Origin of the sequence: Amycolatopsis balhimycina FH 1894 (assembly GCF_000384295.1) — a bacterium.
Taxonomy (GTDB): Bacteria; Actinomycetota; Actinomycetes; order Mycobacteriales; family Pseudonocardiaceae; genus Amycolatopsis; species Amycolatopsis balhimycina.
This window is the reverse complement of the sequence record NZ_KB913037.1, coordinates 8,935,346-8,956,856: the sequence shown is the minus strand read 5'-3', so window position 1 is coordinate 8,956,856 and position 21,511 is coordinate 8,935,346. Positions and strand designations below refer to the sequence as shown.

The following is a 21,511-nucleotide window of genomic DNA, read 5'->3' as shown; positions in this document are numbered from 1 at the left end:
GTCACCGAGCTGCTGCGGGAGTCCAACGCCGCGCTGCACGACTCGATGCGCGGTGGCCTCGACGTGGAGGGCGCCCTGCTGCGGGTGCGCAGCCGGGCCCTGGTCCGGGAGATCGCCGCGGCGCAGCCCGTCGAAGCGTTCCCGTCGCACTGGCGGCGGCACGACGAGCCGGTCGCCGCCGCGATCGCCGGTGACGACGCCGCGACAGCCCGCCTGCTCGCCACCATCCGGCCGCTGGTGGTGCGCTACTGCCGGGCCCGCGTCGGACGGCACGAACGGTCGTTCGCCTCGGCCGACGACGTCGCCCAGGAGGTGTGCCTCGCCGTGCTCACCGCGCTGCCGTCCTACCACGACCAGGGCCGCCCGTTCCTCGCCTTCGTCTACGGCATCGCCCAGCACAAGGTCGCCGACGCGCACCGCGCGGCGGCCCGCAACCGCACCGACCCGGTGCCCGAGGTGCCCGACGGCGTCAGCGAAACCGCCGGCCCGGAGCAGCACGCGCTGCGGTTCGAGCTGAACGAGCGGCTGGCCCGGCTGCTCGACGTGCTGCCGGCCAAACAGCGGGAGATCGTCGTGCTGCGCGTGGTCGTGGGGCTCTCGGCCGAGGAGACGGCCACGGCGGTGGGTTCGACGCCCGGCGCCGTCCGCGTCGCCCAGCACCGCGCGCTCGGCCGCCTGCGCCGCCTGCTCACCGGCGAAGAGGACTGAAGAGGGCTAGCGCGCCACGCGCTCGAGGACGAAGTCCGCCAGCGCCGCCGCCGGTCCTTCCATCGACTCCCGCGCCAGCAGCATGAACTCGATGTCACCGGGCTCGGGCAGGCCGTCGAGCTCGACCAGGTCGGGCGGCACCAGGCTGCGCGCGTGCAGGGTGACACCCAGCCCGGCCGCCGCCGCGGCCCGCAGGCCGGTGAGGCTCGACGTCTGGCACGCCGCGCGCCACTCGAGGCCGGCGCGTTCGAGGCACTCCACCGCCAGCTGCCGCGTGATCGACGGCATCGGGTACTGCACCAGCGGCACCGGCCGGCCCGGCTCCAGCACCGTCGCCGCCGACCCGATCCAGACCAGGGGTTCCCGCCAGAGCAGCCGGCCGTGGTGCGCGCCCGGACGGCGTTTCCCCAGCACCAGGTCGAGCTGCCCGGCCCGCAGGCGCTGGGCCAGGACGTCCGACAGCTCGACGGTCAGCTCGACGTCCACCAGCGGGTGACTGCGGCGCAGCCGGTGCAGGATCTCCGGCAGCTCGCCGAGCGCGAAGTCCTCGGACACGCCGAAGCGCACGCGGCCGCGGAGCTCGGCGCCGCGAAAGTGCCGCTCCGCGCGCTCTTCGGTGTCGATGATCGTCTGCGCGAAGCCCAGCATCGCCTGGCCGCGCGCGGTGAGCTCCACGGTGTGGGTGTCGCGGGCGAAGAGCAGCCCGCCCGCGTCGCGTTCCAGCCGCCGGACGTGCTGGCTGACCGTCGGCTGGCCGACCCCCAGCCGCCGCGCGGCCGCGGTGAAGCTGCGCGTCTCGGCGACGGCGAGGAACGAACGGCACAGGCGGGAGTCCAGCACCGCGTCACCCTATCGCGATTCGCGATGACAGTCAGTCCGGTCATCGGGGTTCACAATGATCGCGCGAGCGCCGAGAATGGGCCGTGGAAGGAGATCCATGTCCCGGTTGCGTCCAGACCCGTTCGTCCTCGCCATCCTCGCGACCGTCGGCGTCGCCACCCTGCTGCCCGCTTCGGGTGTGGTGGCCGGCGGCTTCGGCGTCGCCACCACGGTCGCCGTGGGGGTGCTGTTCTTCCTCTACGGCGCCCGGTTGTCCACGCAGGAGGCCCTGGACGGGCTGCGGCACTGGCGGCTGCACGCGCTCGTGCTGGCCGCGACGTTCGTCCTGTTCCCCCTGCTCGGCCTGGCCGCGATGCTGCTGCCTTCGTCGGTGCTGCCCCCGGACCTCGCCGCCGGCGTGCTGTTCCTCGCCGTGCTGCCCTCGACGGTGCAGTCGTCGATCGCGTTCACCTCGATCGCGCGCGGCAACGTCGCGGCGGCGATCTGCAGCGCGTCGCTGTCCAACCTGGCCGGGATCGTGCTCACCCCGCTGCTGGTGGCGCTGCTGCTCGCCGGCGACGGCGCCGGTGTCGACGGCTCGGCCGTGCTCGGGATCGTGCTGCAGCTGCTCGCGCCGTTCGTGGCGGGCCAGCTGGCCCGGCGCTGGATCGGCGGCTGGATCACGCGCCACTCCGCGCCGTTGAAGCTGGTCGACCGCGGCTCGATCCTCCTGGTGGTCTACACGGCGTTCAGCGCGGGCATGACCGAAGGCATCTGGCACCGGCTCGACCTCGGCCACCTGCTGGTGCTCGTCGTGGTGTGCGGCGTCCTGCTCGCGGCGGTGCTGGGCGCGACCGGGCAGGCTGCCCGCGTGCTGGGCTTCGCCCGCGCCGACCGGATCACCATCGTGTTCTGCGGGTCGAAGAAGAGCCTGGCCAGCGGCCTGCCGATGGCGACGGTGCTGTTCGGGCACGCCCAGGTGGGGCTGATCGTGCTGCCGCTGATGCTGTTCCACCAGATCCAGCTGATCGTCTGCGCGACACTGGCGCGCCGCTACGCCGCCGCGTCGGAGGCCAGGGAACTCATGCCGGCCTGACCGATGAGTTTTTCCGGGCGCGTCGTCGGTACAGGGTGCCCCCCCAATACCGAAAGGCGGTCCCATGGCCAAGCTGCTGTACCACATCACGATGTCCCTCGACGGTTTCGTCGCGGCACCCGGCGACGACATGACCTGGCTTCGCGACCTGCACGCCGGGCCGAACCCGGTCGTCGAGCGGGTGATCGGCGGGATCGGCGCGGTGCTGATGGGCCACCACACCTACGCGCCCGCGACGACGGCGGAGGGCGAGGTCTACGGCGGCCGTTGGCGAGGCCCGATCTTCGTGGTGACCCGCGACGCGCCGCCGTCACCTGGTTTCACCCTCGTCGACGACCTGGGCAAGGCCGTGGCGGCGGCTTCCGAGGCGGCGGGAGACGGCTACGTCGCGGTGCTGGGGGCCACGACGGCCCGGCGGTGCCTGGAAGCCGGGCTGCTCGACGAAGTGCTGGTGCACGTGGCCCCGGTCCTGCTCGGCGACGGCGTCCGGCTCTTCGACCACCCCGGCGGGACGCAGGTGCGGCTGACGCCCGTGGAGCTGAGCCACGCCGGCCCGATCACCAACGCCTGGTACCGGGTCGCCTGAAGTCCGTGAATGGCACATTCAGGGACTCTACGTCCCTCGATGTGCCATTCACGGACTTTCCGCTCCCTTGTGGACGGTCAGGTGCGTTTCCCGTCTCACCCGACCATGACGTTCTTGGAGAAGATGTTGGCGTAGCGGTTGATGTCGTCCATGCTGCTACGTGAACCGAAGCCGAGGAAGAGCCGGGTTTCGCCGTCGGCCGTGCGGTACACCGCCATGCCCTCGGGTTCGCGGTAGACGAGGGACTCGCCGGCCCGGGTGATCGCGCGCTCCTTCACCTCGCCGGTCTTCATGTCGATGCGCGTGACGTAGGAGTCGATGTCCGCCGCGTCGGCGTGCCCCGATCCGTCCAATGTGTACAGATAGCTGCCGAGGATCGTGTAGCCCTGGAAGACGACGCTCGACGTGCTCAGCGCCGGTTGCGGGAAGTGGGCCAGCGGCGTGGAGAAGTCGCCGGCGGCGGCCTTGGCGAGCGGATGGACGCTGTACCACATCTGGCCGCCTTCGCTGCGGCGCACGGCGATCCGCTGGTACACCGGGTCGGTGGCGCAGGTGATGGTCTTGCTGCCGGTGAGGAACTTCTTCATGGACGGGGTGCCGCCGTTGACGAACTTGAAGCGGGCGAGGGCGGTGCCGCGGGCGTCGGTGGTGGTCCCGTCGGCGTCGCATTCCATCCAGATGTAGGACGCGGTGCCGACGGGTTCGACGCCGAACGACACGCCGTGCCCGGCGTGCCCCAGGTGCATCGAGCCGAGCAGTTCGCCGGAGAAGCTGACCTGGTTGACGCACAGGTCGTCGCCGGAGGTGCCGTTCTGCGCCTGCACGACGAAGAGCCGCCGGTTGACGTTGTCGAAGGCGAAGCCCTGCATGACGTGGTGCGATTCGTGCAGCATCTTGCTGCGGAAGAGGTCCTGGGAGGGCTTGGTGATGTCGATGTAGGGCGAGGTGGGGAGTTCCCCGGCGAAAGCGGTCCGGGTGAGCAGGGCCCCGCTGCCGAGCGCGACGGCGGTGGCGGCCCCGGCCCGGAAGAGCGACCGCCGGGAAAGCGCTCGCCGGGTGAGGTCGGGAAGGGGGTTCTGTGGCACTGCTCGCCTCCTGGATCGGATGTATGGCGAGCGACCCTGCCTCCGCGTCGTACACGCGGCGTACAACCGGGGATCCAGGGTTGTAGACACCCGCGCGGCACGACCGCAACGCCCGAACCGAAGGCGACCACGGTGTGGGGGTCCGGGGGCTCGCCCCCGGCCGGGGTCTGGGGGCTGGGCCCCCAGAGGCGATGACGATGATCGCCAAGGGGGAAGGCGTGCCCGCCGAACAGGCGGGAACGAAGATCGGGTGGGGCGGGCGGGGCTCGAACCCGCGGCCAAGGGATTATGAGTCCCCTGCTCTAACCAACTGAGCTACCGCCCCCTGACCCCCGGCGCGTAGGCGGCACGGGGGGTTTGCTTCCGCACAGAAGACTCAGTTCGCTCCAAGTTATCACAGCGGCCATCCGGGCAGATCCGGTAGGCCAAACAGGTTGAAGTGCCCGCCAACCGGCGCAGGCTCGTCTACCTTGCAAGGGCGTCACCGCTGAACGGAACGGCGGGAGGGCCATGGCCACGTCACCGCGGACCACACCGCCCCGCTCCCGGGCCGTCAAGCTGGCGCTGCTCGACGCACTGACCGCCGGGGCGGCCCTGGGTTACCTCGCGCACCAGTACCGGGAGGCGCTCGTGGCGAACTCCGCGGCCATCGGCCTGGCCTTGCTCCTCGGCGTGGGGTTCGCCGGTGTGGTCCGGGCGGCGGCGCGGCTGCTGCGGCAGGCGAGTTCGCGGGTCGACGCGATCTTCGCCGACGAACTGCGGGACAAGCCGTCACCTTGGCCGCGGTGATTCTCCCGGAATCGGGAACTCCGCGATATGATGGATTTCCGGAAAGCCCACTGGGGAAAGGCTCTACGTGGACTGGCGACCTGCGCTGTTGTTCGAACCGTCGGGGTCACGGCTGAAATGCACGCTGTGCCCGATCGGCTGCGCGCTCGCCGATGGTCAGACCGGGGCCTGCAAGGTCCGGCGCCGCACCGGGCACGGCGGGGAGACAGCTACGTTCGCGACGTCGGTCCGCCACCGTGACGTGATCGAGCGGAAACCCTTTTACCATTTCCGGCCGGGCAGTGAAACCCTCACCGTCGCGGCACCCGGGTGCAGTTTCCGGTGCGACTACTGCATCAACTTCCGCCTTTCCCAATTCGGGCGTGACGAGCAGGCCGAGTGGCAGGCCGAACCGGTCGACGCGGGTGAGCTGGCCCGCGAAGCCGCGGCCGCCGGTGCCGCCGTCGCCTTTTCCTACACCGAACCGTCGCTGGCGCTGGAACTCACGCTCGCCGTCGCCGAAGCGGGTGCGCCGCTCGGGGTCGACGTCGTGTGGAAGAGCAACGGCTACCTCACCGAAGAGGCGGTCCGGCTCGTCGGGCCGGCGCTGGCCGCGGTGAACATCGACGTCAAGGGCAGCGACGACGCGCGGCACCGGGAGCTGACCGGGGCCCCGGTGCGGCCGGTGTTCGCCGCGCTCGGGCTGTTCCGCGAGCTCGGCGTGTGGGCGGAGGTCAGCACGCCGCTGATCCCCGGGGTCAGCTCGGCTCCCGCCGACCTCGCCGCGATCGCCCGGGAGATCGCCGCCGTCGATCCGGACGTCCCGTGGCACCTGCTGCGGTACACGCCGACCTACCGTCGCAGCGGCGACCGGCCGACCGCGCCGGAAGCGCTGGCCGAAGCGGTGAAGATCGGCCGGGATGCGGGCCTGAAGCACGTCTACGTCGAGCGCGCGCTCGGCGAAGCCGGGCGGACCACCAGCTGCCCGTCGTGCGGCACCGCGGTCGTCGAACGGGCGGTGTGGGGCGCGGTGCGCTCCCACCTGTCCGGCGGCGCCTGCCCCGCCTGTGGCACCACGGTGGCGGGCCGCTGGAAATCCGCCGGACATCCCGAAACCGTGAGGGGACGATGACCGACCACGCCTTCGTGCCGGACCTGCCCGACCTGATCGACGCCGGCGAATACGAGCGGTACCCGAAGGGCGAGCTGGTGCGCGTCCGGATCTCGCGCACGGAGAACGGCGTGGAGATCCTCGGCGACGGCCTGCGCCCCGAAGTCGTCGAGAAGCTGCTGGCGGCGCTCGGGCCCGAGGTCATCCAGCAGATGCTCTGCGGCTGACACCGGTCACGGCGCCGCGCCCAGGACCGTGGCGACCGCGGTCCGGATCTCGTCCGGACCGGCGCCGCAGGCCAGGCTCACCACCCGCGCTCCCGGCACCGCCGGCCCGCTTCGCGGGTACCGCACCCGCACGACCCAGTGGTCCCGTTCCGGGAGTTTCCGGTGCTCGTGCGTGAACAGCACGATCCGCGCCCGGCCGCCGAGGTCGTCGGGGTGCTCGTCCGCCGCCCGCTCGGCGACCTCCAGCGCGCCCGGGACGTCGCCGGGGCGCAGCGACGATTCCAGCCACAACAGGCTGAGGTCGGCGGACTCCACCATCGGCACGGCGAGGGCCGGTTCGCCGAACGGGACGAGCAGGCACCGCTGACCGCTGCCGAGGACCGCCGAGGCCAGGACGTGCGCCGCCGAGCGCAGCGTGGTGCCGACCTGACCGCAGGCGGCGGGGGTGTCGTCGAGGACGACGATGGTCGTGCGGGGCGTCGGCGGCACCCCGCCGCGGCGCGTGCGGAACAGCAGCTCGCCCCGGCTCGCCCGCAGCCCCAGCAGTTCCGGGACCGCGAGCTGCGTCGGCAGCAACGCGGTGATCGGGCCGTGCCGGGCCAGGCCCGCCCGCTCGCCCAGCCCGCCGCCTTCGGCCTGCCGCGCCGCCGCGGTGGACAGCCGCAGCCCGATCAGTTTCCGTTGCGGGGCCGACAAAGTCCACCCTCCGCCGCCGCGCAGCCCGCGCAGCTGCGCCGGCAGCAGCGGCTCGGCGGCGACGGCGGCCGGCCCCAGCAGGGTGAGGATCGTCAGGACGTCGTCGTCGACGCGGTCGAAGATGGCCGACAGCGCATCCGCGTCGCCCGCGTCCGGGTCCGCCGGCACCGGGGGCGCGGCGAGCGCTTCGGTGAGCGCGCTCAGCATCGCGGCCGGCCGGATTTCCGGCGGCAGCGGGAAACCGGGGTCCGCGCCGAGGTCGCAGACCAGCAGCGTGACCACCCCGATCAGGCCGCCGACCGGCCAGCGCAGCGCCTGCAGCGCCCGGACTCCGGGGTGGCCGGCCAGCCGGGCCAGCGGCGGCGGGGCCTTGCCCGCCAGCAGCGCGAGGACGTCGGCGGGCCGTGACAGCGGCAGCGCCGCGCCCGCCGCGGCGACCGTGACGCCCAGCCGGGCCAGCACGTCCGTGTCGAACGGCGTCCGCGGCGGGGAGTCCGGGTCCTCGGCCAGCAGCCGCCAGTGCCGGACGCACCCGCCGCGGTAGGTGGTCACCAGCTCGCCGGCCACCGGCGACCAGCGGATCGCCCAGACGTGCTCGTTCCGTTCCTGCGGCGGCAGGCTGCGCACGATCCGCCCGGACGCGACGTCGTAGAGCTCCACCGAGCCCGGTGCGGCCGACGGGTACGCCAGCGTGGCCGAGTCCGGTGACCAGGCCAAAGCCGGCGCCCACCCCGGCTCGCCCGGCGCGGACGGCTCGCGCCGCAGCCGCCAGGTTCCGGTGTCCCACAAGAAGAGTTCGGCGTGTTCGCCCACCGACAGCGCCGCCAGCCGGGTGCCGTCGGGTGACCACGCGACCGGCCCGAACACCGTGCGCTCGCCCGCGGGCGGCGGCCCGGCGACCCGCTGACGGCGTTCGACGTCCCAGAGCACGATGCGGCCCCGTGAGGCGGCCGCGAGCCGCGAGCCGTCGGGTGACCAGGCGATCCGGCCGACGCCTTCCGCAGCCGCCAGCCGCACCGGCGGCCGGTCCGTGCCGAGGTCGGCGACGCGGTGGACGTGCACCGCGGCCGGCCGCGGCCCGGGCGCGGTGACCGCGAGCCGGTCCCCGCGCGGCGACCAGGCCGGCGACTGTCCACCCGGGACGGTCGCGGTGACTTCGCCGGTGTCGGTGTCGACGACGAGCACGGTGCCGTCCGGCCCGTCGTTGCGGAACCCCAGTGCGGCCAGGGGTTCCGCGTCACCGCCCGCCGGTTCGACGTCGAGGGCCCCGCCCGCGCGCGGCAACGGCCGCCGCCACCGCACCGCGCCCCCGGCCTCCGTGCGGATCAGCGCGCCACCGACGTCCTGGTAGCACCGGCCGTCGCCCCGCGGCGTCCAGCCGAACCCCGGGCCCCACCGGCCCGGCCCGTCGGTGACCAGGGTGCGGACGCGGACGGCGAGCACCGCGGCGCTGCCCGCGCCGTGGTCACGGCCGACCGAGCGGGCCGCGCGCCGCGCCCAGTGGCGGATCGCCGTGCCGTCCCGGTCGGCGGGCGGGGCGTCCTCGGTGTCCGCCAGCCGCCAGCAGGCCACCAGTTCGGGGTTCTCCCGGCCGAGCAGCAGCCCGGTGGCGCCGACGTGCAGGTCGCCGGGCTCGGCCAGCCGCACCGGCAGCGTGCCCGCCTGCCGCAGCTGCCGGTCGACGATCACGACGGCTTCGGTGAACCCGACGAGCAGGTGGGTGCCGGAGCGGCTGAAGGCCAGCGTCACCGGGCGGCCCGGGCGGCCGTCGACGCGCAGCAGGTCCAGGCCGCGGCGTTCGCGGACGTCCACGGTGAACACGTCGGCCGCACCGGCGACGGCGAGCAGGACGCCGTCCGGGGACCAGGCCAGCCCGGCCACGCCGATGATCCCGAGGAACGGCAGGCTGGAGAGCAGCGAGCCGGTGCCGAGACTCCAGAACTGGAGGTTGCGCTCCATCGCGACGCAGAGTTCGGGGTCGCGCGGGCCCCAGGCCAGCGCCCGCACCCGGCCCCCGACGGGGAACTGCCGGGTCGAGCCGTCGCCCCGGTCGGCAACGGTGACCGCACCCGAGTACGTGCCCGCCGCGAGCCGCACGCCGGCGGCGTCGAACGCGACGGCGGTCAGGTCGGTGACGCCGTCCAGGGCCGCCGGTGGCGGCAGCGGCGCCCCGGTTTCCGGGTGGAAGCCGGACAGCCGCCGTCCGGCGAGCACGAACAGCTCCGGCCGCGTCGCCGACCACGCGACGGCGACGTCGTCTTCGCCGGGGACGTCGAGGGGGCTCGACCACACCGGGGCGCCGCTCGGGCCGAGCAGGGTGACGCCGGTGGCGCGCACGACCAGGACCGCGCCGCCGTCCGGGGACAGCGCCGTGCACCGGGCCCGGCCGGTCCGCGTGCGGCCGGTCAGCGCCGCGACCGGCGTCATGACGGCTCACGCGCGATGCGCTCGTAGATCCGGCCCGCCCGGTAGAACTCCCCCGCCTGCTCCAGTTTCGCCGCCGCCGCGCTCAGCTTTCCCGCGTGCTCCAGCCGGTCCGCCGCGCGCAGCAACCCGGCACGCGCTCCCGGATCCTCCGCCGGTGCGCCGGTTTCGGGGGCGTCCTCGGTGCGCGGCGCGGCGCGGCCCGGCACCGCCTCGTCCAAGCGGCGGAGCAGGGTGCGGCCGCGCTCGTCGAGACCGGCGCGGACTTCCGGCGGTTCGCCGAGCCAGAGCGTCCACGCCGGCACCAGGTGTTCGGTGGAGAACCGGAAGACGCCCTCCCTCGTGACGGCGACGACGGTGTCCTCTGCCAGGCCGTAGTGCCGGACCAGCGCCGTGCGGGGTGGCGGCGGCCGCAGCCGGCAGCCCGCTTCGACGTACAGGCCGTCGGAACCGAGCCGGGTGAGCCCGACGCCGAAGGGCACCGGCCTGCTCAGCCCGCCGGGTTCGACGAGCAGGCTGCGGCCCGCACCGGGCACCAGGTGCAGCGCGTCGTCGTGCGGGCCGAACGCCAGGTAGCCGCACAGCGCGCCCAGGTCCGCGTGGTCGATCAGGGTCGCGTGGACCTCCCCGGTGCCGGTCCCGCACGGCACCAGTTCGACGTCGACGCGCAGGGCCGCGTCGAGCCGCGCGGGGTCGAGGACGTCGGACTCGGGTGGCGGGGCGGGCGGGGTGTCGAGGACGAGCGACGGCGTCGTCGGCCGGCCGCGCTCGGTCACCACCCAGGTCACGCCGTCGGCGATCAGCCAGCGCTCCCCGGGCGGGATCGCGACGGCCAGCTCCACGGCCGGCCGTTCCAGCACGCTCCGGTAGTCGACGAGCAGGGCCGGGTGCGGCGCGCGGCAGACCGTGGTCCCCGGCTGCCCGGCCAGCAGCCGCAGCAGCGGGGCCGGCAGCCTGGTCGTGCCCGGGCTGCCCAGGTGCAGCAGCACCCCGGCGCGCTCGTGGCCGGCAGTGGTGAGGTCGACGGCGGTGAGCGTGACCGGGATCTCCGCGGCGAGGCAGTGCCGGACGAACGCGGCCGCGAGGGTGCCGCCGGTGACGACGTCGGCCTCGGCGGGCACCACCGGGGTGGCCGTGGTGGCCAGGCCCGCGGCCAGTTCGGCGGGCGCGATCGGCGGCCAGCCGAGTGCGCCGTCCGGCATCCCCCGGACCACTTCGCCGCCGAGGGCGCGCGCGAGCTCGAGCACGGCCTCGGCCGGGTCGTCGGTGAAGGCCCACGCGGCGCCGTCCCGGGGATCGCGGTAGTACTCCGGCCCGCCCTCGACGCCGAACACGGCGAGGAAGTCGAAGGCGCGGGCCGGTTCGGTGAACCGGATCCCGACGCCGTCCCCGGCTACCGGCGGGGCCACCGGGTAGGCCGGCGGGACCGGGGCGGCCGGCGGTGTCAGCGGCCGGACGTCGAACGACGGCTGGGGCGCGGCCGGGCGCGGCAACGGCAGCGGGAGCAGCGGGTCGGGCTCACTGCGGCCGTTCCCGAACGGCCACTTCACGCCGCGCTCCCGTGTTCTTGAGTGCGGCGGGGTTCTTGAGTGCGGCGGGGCTCGCCGGGCAGCCCGAGCGTGCCGCCCATCGCCTCCTCGGCCCACGCCCGCCAGGCGGGCAGGACGCTGTCGCCGTCGATCCCGTAGGCGGCCGCGAACACGGTGGCCGCGAGGTCGCGCCGGCCGGCCAGGTCGGCCGCGGCGACCGCGCGGTCGCGCAGCTCGGCCCGCCGCGCCGCGGTGTCCGACCGCAGCGCGTCCCCGGTGGCCAGCTGTTCGACGACCCGTTCGAGCCGCGCTTCCCCGGCGCCTTCGCGGACTTCGGCGAGCGCGAGCGCCAGCTCGTGGCGCGGGCCGTGTTCGCCGGTGCCGTCGAGCAGCCAGCGGGCGTGCCGGAACCGGCGGGTGTGCACCAGCAGCAGCCACGCGGCGGTGACGCCCTCGCCCGCCCGTTCCCAGCAGCCCGCGGCCTCTTCGGCGCGGCCCAGCCGCAGCAGCAGGTCCGCCGCTTCGGCCGGGTGGCGGGCCCGCTCGTAGCACTCGGCCGCGCGCGCCGGATCGCCCGCCCGGACGTACAGCGGCGCCGCGGCGAGCAGCGTGCCCGCCTCTTCCCGGCAGCGCGCGGCGTCGCCGAAGAGCCCGGCGCGCTCGTAACAGCCCGCGGCGAGATCGAGGTAGCGGGTCCGGTCGCCGCTCATCCACCCTCCGTGTGCGTCCGCCGTTCGGGCAGTTCGGCCGGCTCCGCCTCGGGCCGGGGGAGCAACGGGGTCTCCTCCGCGGGCCCGCTGCCCGGCAGGACCTCGACGACCCGCGGGCGGGGATCGAGCACCCGGCCCACCTCGGCGGCGATCTCGTCGTGCCGGGCGTCGTGGTCCTCGCCGCGCCGCGTCCCGAGGTCGTCGACCACCATCGGCGTGATCTCCCCGGTGGCGACGTTCAGCCGCATCGTCACCCGTACCCGCACGTCACGCCTCCATCTCGAACTGGATCTCGACGACGTCGCCGGACTCGGTCACCGACAGGTTCTCCGCGTTGTTCTGCCGCGCGTACCGGACGATCGCGGCGCGGTAGCCGGCCGCCATGGTCCGGAACACCGCGTCGAGGGTCTGCCGGTGGATCTCGGCCAGCCGGGCGTCGGCTTCGCCGCGCAGCGCGGCGGACCGGGTCTCGGCCGCGTCCGCGTACCGGCGCTGCGCGTCCGCCTCCGCCTCGGCCTGGACGCGGCCGGCGTCGGCCCGCATCGCCTCCTGGGCGCGTTCCCGGCCGGCGCGGGTGAGCGTTTCCCGTTCCCGCGCCGCGTTCGCTTCGGCGGCGGCCGCGGCGGCCTGCTCGGCCTCGCGCTGGGCCACCGCGCGGGTCCGGCCCGCGAACCCGTCGGTGTAGTAGGTGGCTTCGCCCTCGGCGGTGACTTCGGTGTCCACCGCGCCGGTCACGACGCGTTCGGCGTGCCCTTCCGTCCGCAGCTGCTCGGTCAGCCGCACGACGATCTCGATGCGCTCGCCCGCCGGGTCGAACGTCACCTGCCCGCCGGGGACGGCCAGCCGGTACACGCCGTCCGCGAAGACCCACTGGTCGTCGTCCCGCACCGCTTCGACGAACGCGGCCAGCGCCGCCGGCGCCAGCATTGTCGCAAGTGGACACTCGAGCCGGGCTTCCCCGGCGACCGTGCCGCTCGCTTCGGCGGTGCGGGCGATCTCCGCCCGCCACTGCTCGGAAATCGTCCTGGTCGCGCGTACCTGGACGCGCCGTGGGTTGCACATCTGTCGCCTCAGCCCCGTCCGTTCAGCCGCTGGGTGACGCCGGCGATGAGCCGGCGCACCTCGTCGATGGTGTCGTGTTCCCCCGGGTGATGCCGTTGCAGCACCTGGAGAACATCCGTGTTGAGCGAATACAGCGTGCTCAAGATCGAGTTGTCGCCCGCCGCCGCCTCGAGCCGCCCGACGCGCTGGCGGGCCAGCTCCACCAGGCTCAGCGCCGAACGCACCTTCGGCTCGGCGACGACTTCGCTGCCGAGCCGCTCGTCGAGGACCTCTTCGAGGACGCGCGCGTCCTCGCTGCCTGCCCACAGGTACCGCAGCGGCCAGAGATCCGGGACGTCGGCGACCTCGGCCAGCCGCAGCAGCGCGGCGCCCGCGATCAGCTTCTGCCCGCGCACGATCCGCCGGTCCGACAGCACGACGCCCTGGGCGGCGAGCTCGGCGATGATCTCGCCGTACGGCCCGCGGACCCGGCCGAGCTCGACGTGCCGCAGCTGCGGGGTGAGCTGCTCGAGCTCGGCGATCCGGAGCACCGCCTGCTCCGCCCGGTGCCGGCCGGCGAGCGCCTCCTGCTCCTGGGTCCAGCCGCGGTCCAGCAGCTCCGGCAGCCGCAGCCGCGCGACCGGCGCCACCCGCAGCCGCAGCAGGAACCGGTCGGCGAACGCGGCGAGCGCCGGATCGTCCGGCAGTTCGGCGGCCGCGCCGAACAGGCTGACCAGCGGGGTCACCGTGGTCTGCGAGCCGTTGTCGAACCGCCGTTCGTTGAGCACGGTGAGCAGCGTGTTGAGGATCGCGCTGCTGCCGTGGAACACCTCGTCGAGGAACACCACGTTCGCCTCGGGCAGCATCCCGCTGGTGCGCACGTGGTACTCGCCCGCGCGGAAGCGCTGGAAGTCCAGCGGCCCGAAGATCTCCGCGGGCTCGGTGAACCGCGTCAGCAGGTAGCGGAAGTGGCGGGCGTCGATCAGCTCGGCGAACCGGGTGATCAGCTCGGTCTTGGCGGTGCCCGGCGGGCCGAGCAGCAGCAGGTGCTCGCGGCACACGGCGGCCAGCAGGAGCAGCCGGACCGCCTCGGTGCGGGCGACGAACCGCGCCTCGAGGGTCTGCCGGATCGCGTCGAGCCGGTGGACGAGCTTCTCGGTGGCTTCCGGCCAGCTCATGCTTCCCGCCGTTCCGCGGCCAGCCGCTGCCGCCGTGCCGTGAGGTGCTGCCCGACGAGCTCGCCGAGCTGGTAGGCGTCCGCTGGCCGGTCGTCGAACTTCTCCCCGACGTAGGCATCGCGGAACAGGGCGCGGATCTGGTCGCCGTTCCAGCCGTCGGTCGCGTGCGTCAGGGCTTCGAGGACGCCGTCGACGGAGACCCGGTACCGGCGCGCGTGCACCTGGATGATGCCGCGGCGGGCCTGGGCGTCCGGGAGCCCGATGTGGAACCCCACGAACCGGGCGGGCCGCAGCAGCGCCGGGTCGATCAGCGACAGCCGGTTGGTCGTGCCGACCACCAGCAGCTGGACGTCCGGGCGGAAGCCGTCCATCTCGGTGAGGATCTGCGCGACCATCGCGTTGCCGGCCCGGCTGCCGCCGTCGTCGCCGCCGGTGCGCCGTGCGGCGATCGAGTCGATCTCGTCGAACACGATCACCGACGGCGCGTTGCGGCGGCCCTCCGCGAACAGCTCGCGGATCCGGCGTTCCCCTTCCCCGACGTACTTGTTGGTGACCTCCGGGCCGGAGACGATCTGGATGGTGGCGTTGAACTTGTTCGCGATCGCCTTGGCGAACAACGTCTTCCCGGTGCCCGGTTCGCCGTGGAAGATGAACCCGCGCGGGGTCAGCTCGCCGCGCAGGTGCTCGTCCTCCTGCGGGAGCGTGCGGCTGCGGTCCATCGTGTCCAGCGTCCGGGCCAGTGCCTCCTTCACCTCTTCGTAGCCGCCGATGTCCTCCCACTGGACGTCGGGGATCTCGAAGTTCGACGACTGCTGGGCCTTGAAGGTGCGGATGGTGTCGCGCAGGTCGTTGACGGTCGCGTCGACGCGGCCTTCGTAGCGCTGCAACGCATAGCGCAGCGCGTGCCGCAGCCGCACCGGGTTCAGCCCGGCGAGGAACTTGTACATGTCGGTGTCGTCGAGCCCGGCGAAGTGCGCGGCCTCGTCGCGGGTGATCAGCGCCTTCTGGATCGGCTGATGCTCACCGGTGCCCGGGATCGGCACCTGGCGCGGCGTGCCTTCCAGCGCGAGCCGGGTGCTGAACCGCGCGGCCAGCACCTCCGGCAGCGGCAGCGACGGGTCGACGAATCCGAGCAGCACGACGTCGCCGGCGCTGTAGAGCAGTTCGATGAGCTCGCGGGCCTCGTTCGGCAGGGCCGCGTCCTGGCCTCCGCCGAGAAGGTCGAGGTGCGGGACGACGAGCACCTGGCCGTCCTTCAGCTCGCGCAGGATGCCGCGCAGCTGGTTGAGCAGCCGCTGCCGCAGGCTCTGCTGCGCACCGCCGCCCATGCCCAGCGCGCCCGGCGAGGCGTCGCCGTCGGTGTCCTCGGGCCCGCCCGCTTCGAGCAGCCGCGGCTCGCGCCCCGCCTGGAGCACGACGTGCTCGGCCAGGTACGGGACGACGATCTTGTCGCACACCACGAGCACCGACTGCCCGGCCCGCAGCAAGGACGCGGCATCGGCGACTTCGGCGCCGTAGGCGAGCCGGGTCGCCTGTTCCTCGGTGAGTGTCTCCGGGTGCTCCCGGGTCCGCGGCCCGGCGAGCGGAGTGCCCTCCGGGGGTGGTGCGGCGAGGACGAACTCGAAGTCGAAGTCCCCGATCGGCAGGTCCGCCCAGGTGCCGGGCACGGGGTCGAGCGGACGGCACGGCGAGTCCCGCAGCGCCTCGCCCAGCGGCTTGTCCCGGGCCGTCCCGAGGAACTCGATCCGGTCCGTGGGACCGCGGATCTCCAGCCGCAGCCGGATTCCCGTGCTCATGACCGCCTCCTCTCGAACGCTTCGCGGACCATCGCGGCCAGCCGGGCCCGGCGACGCGCGAAGTCGATCCCGGCCGGATAGCCGACGAGACCCGGGCGGGCCCGCAGCAGCTGCCGGTGTGAGCGCTCCAGCGCGGCGAGGGGACGCCACCACGCCGCCGTCGCCTCGGCCAGCTCCCCGTTGTCGCGGACCGCCTCGGCGAGCCGCTCGCGGTGTTCCGCGCCGTGGAACCGCAACGCCTTCTCGTAGACGTCGAGCACGAACGCGCGGTCCGCGAGCCGGAACCCGTCCAGCAGGTCACCGCGCCAGCGGGCCTGGGCCGCGTCGGCCGGGACCCCGGCGAGCTCCACCGCGGCGAGCGTCCGCCCGTCCGCGTGCGCGAGCAGGCGTTCCAGTTCCTCTTCCGCCGCGGGCTCGCCGGCACGGGACGGCGTGCCGAACAGGCCGGTGAGCGGAGAGGCGTCGAGTACGGCCGCGCGCAGCGGGCCGGTCAGCCGCGCCACCGCCGGGGCCACCACGCCGTGGCGCGCCAGCCGGTCGAACGCCGAGCCCGCGCGCGGCACCGCCGCCGCCACGGCGAGGGCCTCACGCGGCCGCGTCCGCGCGCCGATCACCGCCGCCAGCAGGACCGGTCCCGGCCCCACCGGGCCGCGGTCGCCCAGCGGCGGGGACGGCAGCCGCAGCCGGGCCGCGGTCACCGCGGCCAGCCGCGCGGCCGCCGCGGTGACGTCCCGGCCCGGATCGGCCAGCCCCGCGGCGCCGGTCAAGTCACCCCGTGGCAGGGGCGCCGACGGCTCACTCGCGCTCCAGCCGAGTACCCGCGCCGCGGTATCGGTCGCCGTCATCGCACACCCATAGCTTGCATTCCTTCATCGCGTCCGCCACACGGCCGTAGCAGCGCAGGACGCGTTCGTCGTCGGTCAGGTTGAGCAGCCCCGCGACCTGCCACGGCCGCCGGAAGGTGGAGAAGTGCGTGTCGACGTCCACATCGGACAGTCCCATCCGGCGCGTCGCGGAGAACAGGTGCGTGTGGTACCAGCCGGCCAGCACCTCGTCCTTGCCGCGCTCGGCCAGCAGCCGGTTCACCGCGCTGAACGAGTCGCTGGTGAAGGTGAAGTGCCCGCTGCCCGCCCCGGATCCCTCGGCCGGGGTGACGTCGGTGATCTCGACGAGGTAGCGCGGGACGTCCCCGTCGACGGTCCGGATCCGGCCGAGGAAGAACCCGCCCTCCTCGACCTGGCGCGACAGCGGCAGGTCGGCGACCAGCATCCGCCGCGCCCGCGCCGGCAGCAGCACGTTGATCGTGCTCAGCTCCGCCGGGTCGAGGCCCAGCTCCGCCGGGTCGACGGTCTCCATGCCCGGTTCGTCGAGCCTGCTCACGCTGAACGGCAGCGGCCGCGCGGTGTCGAGGTCGACGTCGATCGCCCCCTCGACCTTCGGCGGGCGCCGCTGCTCGCCCGAGCCGTCGAGCACCGGGTGGCTGATCCGGAACGCCCAGCTGTCCTCGTCGGGGTCGATCCGCCCGACCAGCCGCTGGATCACCGGGCCGAACAGCTCGGCGACCGAACCCCGGGTCCGCGCCACCATCTTGCTGCCCCGCAGCATCACGACGTCGACCTCGGTCACCGTCGGCAGCAGGTTGACCAGCTGCGAGCCGTCGGCCACCGCCTCCGCCGCCCGGTGGAACACCAGCGCGAACCGGATCTTCGGGTCGCTCGTGTCCACGTGCCTGCTCAGCAGCTCCCGCAGGATCGGGTCCATCGACAGCCGGCCGAAGTACGTCTGGTTCGTTCCCTTGTAGAGCACGATCTCCGCGGTCATTCGCCGGCTCCCCACGGTTCGACCCACAGCGGGATCGGCCGGCCGGCCGCACCGCCGGGGTCGTCGTCCGGCGGCGGCAACGGGATGCCGCCGATGGCCAGGATCCGTTCCTGCCCGTGCTCGGACCGGGCCCAGGTGGCCGCGGGAATGTTGACGTACCCCTCGGTCTCTTCCCAGCGGCCCAGCGTCCGGGCTTCGTAGTTGCGGTAGCCCGCCATGTCCACGAGCAGCTGGCACAGCACGGCGAAGTCGAGGTCGGGGCGGTAGGCGTCCATCAGCGGGCCGAGGCACACCGCGCCCTTGGGCACATCGCCCCGCCAGGCCGGGACGATGTTGGGGTGGAAGACCTCCGACCGCCACTGCACCGCGGGCGCCCGCCGCGGGAACTCCCGGGTCAGCATGATCCGCAGCCGGTGGCGGTCGATCAGGACCGGTTCCGCCCCGGCCTCCGGCGGCGGGGCGAACCCCGGCGACCGGATCTCGATCTCGAACAGCGTCGGCAGGTCGGGATCGTCGGTTTTGGTGACCGTGAACTCTTCGTGCCGCTGGGCGAACAGGTCGATCTGCGCCCGGGCCCGGTCGAACCACTCCATCGTCTGGCCGACGCCGCTGCCCGCCGTCGCCCGGGCGCCGACCCGCATGGACGCGCCGTCGGTGACGCCGTTCTCGTGCAGGCTGCGGTTCGGGTCGAGCCGGTGCGGCGTGCCGTCCTCGTCGACCAGGTCGACGGTGGTCTCCATGAACTGGCCACGCCGGTTGCGCACGGCCTCGTCGTCGTAGTGGTTGAGCACCGCGAACGGGATGTCCCGCACCGGCGTGCTGGCCGGCACCCCGCGCAGCTCGTACGGCGCGCCGTCGGGGCCGTAGACCACCAGGCTGGCCAGCAGGTACGGCCGGAAGGCGTAGTTGGCGTAGCTCACGTCCGCGCTGATCTGCCGCGCGGCCAGCTCCTCCTCGATCCGGGCGGCCACCTGGCCCGCGCTCGCGCCCGGGTCCTGGATCCGGACCGCGGAGATCTGGCGCGTCGCGTACAGCAGCTCCGCGTCCGGGTCGGCGACCGACCGCACGACGTCGAGGAACTCCGCGTGCTGGGTCGTGTTGATCGCGAGGATCGCGAAGCAGTCGCCGTCCTCCTCCACCGGCGGTTCCGCCGAGCGGCCTGCCGGGGCGTCCCGGGCTTCGTCGACCGCGGCCTGCTTCGCCGCCAGCTCCTGGAGCACCGCGTGGCCGGGATACCACTCGGCGGCGGCGACCACGATCGTCGGGATGCCGTCGGCCAGGATGCCCAGCTCCAGCTCGGAGACGACCTCCGCCCAGAACTGCCGCGCGCTGCCGAACGGCTGGAGCCGGTCGACGGGGTAGCCCATCTCGGTCAGGAACGAGCGGGCGCCCTGCTCGTCCCGGAAGCACTGCGCCAGTGCCGCCGCCAGTTCTTTCATCGGTTTCCTTCTCCTTCGGCGGCCAGCTCCAGATAACGCGTCCGGGCCGGGTCACCCGGGACGACGACGGGGATCAGCTCCCGCGGGGCGACCCGCAGGCTCGCGAGGGTGGCGTCCGGGGCGGCGTCCCGCAGGCGGATCGTGGTCGGCAGCGGAGTGCCGAACGGGTTCCAGCCCAGCGCGATCTCGTCGGCCGCCACCAGGGCGAGCAGCTCGCCGACCCGGCCGCCGGCGGCGACCGGGGTGCGGCTGACCGACCCCGGCGCGATCCGCTCGTGCAGCGGGCAGTCCGGGTCGCGCTCGGCCGCCAGCCGGTACGCCGTGCCGGACACCGGTTCGACCCGGGTGATCCCGGCCGGTTCCGGGAGTCCGAAAAGGACTCTCAACGCCGTGGTCGTGAGCCAGGCCGCGGTCAGCGCGGACACCGGGGCCGACGCGCCGTGGCTCGCCGCCGCCACCGGCCGCGCGCAGCTCCACGGGTCGTCCGCGGTCTCCCGCTCGGCCGGGGTGAGGCCGCACCCGAAGCAGGCGCCGCCCGGGACGTAGTGGCGGACCTCGCCGCCCCACGGGTGCGTGCCCGCGTCGAGCAGCCCGGCACCGACGAGGGTGCACCGCCGGGTCAGGCTCACCCGGGCCGCGATGCTGTCCAGGCAGCTCAGGACGAGGTCGGCGGACCGCAGTTCGGCGAGGCCGACCCCGGCCGACAGCTCGGCGTGCCGGGCCTCGGCCCGGAGGCCGGGCACGAGCGCGGTCAGCGCCGCCGCCGCGGCCTCGGCCTTGGGCCTGCCGACGTCGGCGGGCGTGAACAGCGCGCCCCGGCTGAGGTTCGACTCGTCGACGTCGTCCGGGTCGCACAGCACGAGCCTGCCGACACCGGCCTGGGCCAGCAGCCGCGCGGTCTCCGTGCCGAGCGCGCCGACGCCGATCACGACAGCCGTCGCCTCGGTGAGCGCGTCCTGGTGCCAGCCGGGAATCTCCGCGTGCCGTCGGTAGCGCGTCACGGCTTCCTCTTGCGGTAGCTCATCGGGCAGTGCTCGAGCGGACGGCCGGTCAGCCACTCGTCGAAACAGCTGACGCCGCGGGCCCGGTCGTTGTGCACGGCCAGCCGGCAGCGCGGTTTCTCCGGGTCACAGGGGCAGAACACGATGACCTCCAGCGGCCGCAGGGAATGCCCGCAGCCGGCGCACTTCACGCGGTGGACGAGCTTGGCCACCTGCGGCGAGTCCGCCTTCAGCCGGACACCGCCCTTGAGCGGGTTGCTCGCGTCGACGGCGGCGAAGAACCGCGCGGCCAGTTCCGGGTCGTCCGTGCCGCCTTCGACGGTTTCGCCGTGACACGGCAGTTCCCGGCTCGCGTGCACGACGCGGGCCGGCTTCCCGGCCACCGCGTGGTCCACCCACACCCGCTCGCCGATGCGGAAGGTGTGCCGGCACACCGGGCACACCCGGCTGCCCCCTTCGGCGACCCAGAACGACGCGGCCGTGGTGACCGCCGGGCCGTCGGCGCCGCTGTTCGTCCGGTCCATGCCGTGCTGGCGGCCGCGGTCGAACAGCTCGTCCGGGGTGAGGCCCGCCAGGTCCTCTCGCGGTTCGTTCACACGCGCTTCGGTCACACGCGGTTCGGTCACACGGCCCGCCCGGCGCCGGACCGGAAGCACATCTTGCCGGTGTCGCACCGCGAAAGCCGCATCTGGGCCAGGCCGGCCCGGTAGGCGACGTCGAGCTCCTCGCCGCCGGCGAGCCCGGTGTAGAAGCCTTCGGTGAACGCGATCGCGCAGCGGTCGCCGAGCGGCACCCGCGAGCCGGTGACGGCTTCCGCGCGGCCGGCCAGGACGTCGGCGTAGGCCCCGGTGTAGCAGGAGTTCAGCACCACGCACAGCAGCGGCGGAACGACGTCGAGCACCTCGGCCAGCACCTGCGCCGACACCGGGCGGGCGAAGCCGCGGTCGTCCTCGAAGACCAGTTCGCCCTCGGCGGTGCCGTGGCCGGCGAAGTGCAGGATGTCGGGCTTGGCGCGCAGCAGGCCGGGCACGATGTCGCGGGTCCGGGTGGCCGGGAGGACGGTCACCTCGAGCCGCGGGCTCGTGCGCGCGATCTCCTGGAGAACGCGGTGTTCGACTTCCAGCCGAATTCGCGACGTATCGGCGGGCGAGGCGAGCAAACAGAGGACGCGAAGCGTGGAGGTGGCCCGGCCGCGCCCGCGCAATGCTTTCAGTTCGGCGCTCGCCGGATACCAGCCGATGGCCGCGTCCAGCAGTTTTTCCAGGGTCGTCGGATGCCGTCCGTCGGCAATTTCCCGACAGACCGTGCGCCAGTACTCGGCCGGGGCCGACGGCGCCATCGGCGGCACGGCCCCGATCCCGACTCCGGCGTCCTCCAGCAGGCCACGCGCCTTCGCCTGGTCCGGGAAGAGGTTTCCGAGCAACGAGAAAGCGCCTTCCCGCCGCAGTTCGTCGTAGGTCAGGCCGACCACTCCCC

General features: G+C 74.1%; 21 protein-coding genes and 1 tRNA gene. 6 read left to right on the top strand and 16 right to left on the bottom strand.

The features are described 5' to 3' along the window. The first annotated feature begins 45 nt into the window (after window positions 1-45). The gene (shbA, locus tag A3CE_RS0141290) at window positions 46-708 is read left to right on the top strand and encodes an RNA polymerase sigma factor ShbA (RefSeq protein WP_376741707.1); all 663 of its coding nucleotides are present in this window, start codon (window positions 46-48) and stop codon (window positions 706-708) included. A 6-nt stretch (window positions 709-714) separates the two neighbouring features. Here the strand turns inward: shbA and A3CE_RS0141285 are convergent, their stop codons facing one another. Further along, entirely contained in the window at window positions 715-1,548 is an 834-nt protein-coding gene (locus A3CE_RS0141285) for a LysR family transcriptional regulator (protein WP_020645976.1), read from the bottom strand. 97 nt (window positions 1,549-1,645) lie between these two features. Between A3CE_RS0141285 and A3CE_RS0141280 the strand changes: the two genes are divergently transcribed. Further along, on the top strand, window positions 1,646-2,623 hold the full coding sequence (locus A3CE_RS0141280; protein WP_020645975.1) for a bile acid:sodium symporter family protein: 978 nt from the start codon (window positions 1,646-1,648) through the stop codon (window positions 2,621-2,623). Window positions 2,624-2,687: 64 nt separating this feature from the next. Beyond that, window positions 2,688-3,209 (top strand): dihydrofolate reductase family protein, encoded by a 522-nt coding sequence (locus A3CE_RS0141275; protein ID WP_020645974.1) that lies wholly within the window; start codon window positions 2,688-2,690, stop codon window positions 3,207-3,209. 95 nt (window positions 3,210-3,304) lie between these two features. Here the strand turns inward: A3CE_RS0141275 and A3CE_RS0141270 are convergent, their stop codons facing one another. Both A3CE_RS0141270 and A3CE_RS0141265 read right to left on the bottom strand, forming a co-directional pair. Continuing rightward, the gene (locus tag A3CE_RS0141270; RefSeq protein ID WP_020645973.1) at window positions 3,305-4,294 is read right to left on the bottom strand and encodes a phage baseplate protein; all 990 of its coding nucleotides are present in this window, start codon (window positions 4,292-4,294) and stop codon (window positions 3,305-3,307) included. A gap of 251 nt (window positions 4,295-4,545) precedes the next feature. Beyond that, window positions 4,546-4,619: transfer RNA gene (locus tag A3CE_RS0141265), tRNA-Ile, on the bottom strand. Between the two features lie 185 nt (window positions 4,620-4,804). Here A3CE_RS0141265 and A3CE_RS0141260 point away from each other — a divergent pair. The 3 genes from A3CE_RS0141260 to A3CE_RS0141250 all read left to right on the top strand — a co-directional run bounded on the left by A3CE_RS0141260 (window position 4,805) and on the right by A3CE_RS0141250 (window position 6,400). Beyond that, window positions 4,805-5,083, top strand: a complete 279-nt coding sequence (locus A3CE_RS0141260) for a hypothetical protein (protein ID WP_020645972.1) — start codon at window positions 4,805-4,807, stop codon at window positions 5,081-5,083. Window positions 5,084-5,150: 67 nt separating this feature from the next. Further along, complete coding sequence (locus A3CE_RS0141255; RefSeq protein WP_020645971.1) at window positions 5,151-6,194, top strand: radical SAM protein; 1,044 nt, start codon at window positions 5,151-5,153, stop codon at window positions 6,192-6,194. Then, window positions 6,191-6,400, top strand: coding sequence for a radical SAM-modified peptide, FtsH ternary system-associated (locus A3CE_RS0141250; protein WP_020645970.1), 210 nt, complete (start codon window positions 6,191-6,193; stop codon window positions 6,398-6,400). The genes A3CE_RS0141255 and A3CE_RS0141250 overlap by 4 nt, the downstream gene beginning before the upstream one ends. Window positions 6,401-6,406: 6 nt before the next feature. On the opposite strand, the gene A3CE_RS0141245 is transcribed toward A3CE_RS0141250, so the two are convergent. The 13 genes from A3CE_RS0141245 to A3CE_RS0141185 are packed head-to-tail and all read right to left on the bottom strand — an operon-like array spanning window position 6,407 to window position 21,506. After that, the gene (locus A3CE_RS0141245; protein WP_020645969.1) at window positions 6,407-9,523 is read right to left on the bottom strand and encodes a WD40 repeat domain-containing protein; all 3,117 of its coding nucleotides are present in this window, start codon (window positions 9,521-9,523) and stop codon (window positions 6,407-6,409) included. Continuing rightward, window positions 9,520-11,070: a hypothetical protein gene (locus tag A3CE_RS0141240; RefSeq protein WP_020645968.1), complete on the bottom strand. Its 1,551-nt coding sequence runs from the start codon at window positions 11,068-11,070 to the stop codon at window positions 9,520-9,522. The genes A3CE_RS0141245 and A3CE_RS0141240 overlap by 4 nt, the downstream gene beginning before the upstream one ends. Further along, the gene (locus tag A3CE_RS0141235; RefSeq protein ID WP_020645967.1) at window positions 11,067-11,759 is read right to left on the bottom strand and encodes a soluble NSF attachment family protein; all 693 of its coding nucleotides are present in this window, start codon (window positions 11,757-11,759) and stop codon (window positions 11,067-11,069) included. Before A3CE_RS0141235 ends, A3CE_RS0141240 begins: the two co-directional genes overlap by 4 nt. Beyond that, the gene (locus A3CE_RS0141230) at window positions 11,756-12,025 is read right to left on the bottom strand and encodes a hypothetical protein (RefSeq protein WP_043791358.1); all 270 of its coding nucleotides are present in this window, start codon (window positions 12,023-12,025) and stop codon (window positions 11,756-11,758) included. The genes A3CE_RS0141235 and A3CE_RS0141230 overlap by 4 nt, the downstream gene beginning before the upstream one ends. Before the next feature lies 1 nt (window position 12,026). Further along, complete coding sequence (locus A3CE_RS0141225; protein WP_020645965.1) at window positions 12,027-12,821, bottom strand: hypothetical protein; 795 nt, start codon at window positions 12,819-12,821, stop codon at window positions 12,027-12,029. An 8-nt stretch (window positions 12,822-12,829) separates the two neighbouring features. Next, window positions 12,830-13,978, bottom strand: a complete 1,149-nt coding sequence (locus A3CE_RS52375; protein ID WP_020645964.1) for an AAA family ATPase — start codon at window positions 13,976-13,978, stop codon at window positions 12,830-12,832. Further along, a complete protein-coding gene (locus A3CE_RS0141215; RefSeq protein WP_020645963.1) occupies window positions 13,975-15,774 on the bottom strand; it encodes an ATP-binding protein in 1,800 nt (599 codons plus the stop codon). The genes A3CE_RS52375 and A3CE_RS0141215 overlap by 4 nt, the downstream gene beginning before the upstream one ends. After that, window positions 15,771-16,619: a hypothetical protein gene (locus A3CE_RS0141210; RefSeq protein WP_020645962.1), complete on the bottom strand. Its 849-nt coding sequence runs from the start codon at window positions 16,617-16,619 to the stop codon at window positions 15,771-15,773. The genes A3CE_RS0141215 and A3CE_RS0141210 overlap by 4 nt, the downstream gene beginning before the upstream one ends. Next, window positions 16,570-17,595 carry a JAB N-terminal domain-containing protein gene (locus tag A3CE_RS56960; RefSeq protein ID WP_020645961.1) on the bottom strand — a complete coding sequence of 342 codons (1,026 nt, stop codon included), beginning with the start codon at window positions 17,593-17,595 and terminating at the stop codon, window positions 16,570-16,572. Before A3CE_RS56960 ends, A3CE_RS0141210 begins: the two co-directional genes overlap by 50 nt. Then, window positions 17,592-19,034 (bottom strand): effector-associated domain EAD1-containing protein, encoded by a 1,443-nt coding sequence (locus A3CE_RS0141200; protein WP_020645960.1) that lies wholly within the window; start codon window positions 19,032-19,034, stop codon window positions 17,592-17,594. The genes A3CE_RS56960 and A3CE_RS0141200 overlap by 4 nt, the downstream gene beginning before the upstream one ends. Further along, on the bottom strand, window positions 19,031-20,035 hold the full coding sequence (locus A3CE_RS52370) for a ThiF family adenylyltransferase (protein WP_020645959.1): 1,005 nt from the start codon (window positions 20,033-20,035) through the stop codon (window positions 19,031-19,033). Before A3CE_RS52370 ends, A3CE_RS0141200 begins: the two co-directional genes overlap by 4 nt. Further along, a complete protein-coding gene (locus A3CE_RS56955) occupies window positions 20,032-20,631 on the bottom strand; it encodes a hypothetical protein (protein WP_125591894.1) in 600 nt (199 codons plus the stop codon). The genes A3CE_RS52370 and A3CE_RS56955 overlap by 4 nt, the downstream gene beginning before the upstream one ends. A gap of 26 nt (window positions 20,632-20,657) precedes the next feature. Further along, complete coding sequence (locus tag A3CE_RS0141185; protein WP_020645957.1) at window positions 20,658-21,506, bottom strand: CHAT domain-containing protein; 849 nt, start codon at window positions 21,504-21,506, stop codon at window positions 20,658-20,660. Window positions 21,507-21,511: the final 5 nt, after the last annotated feature.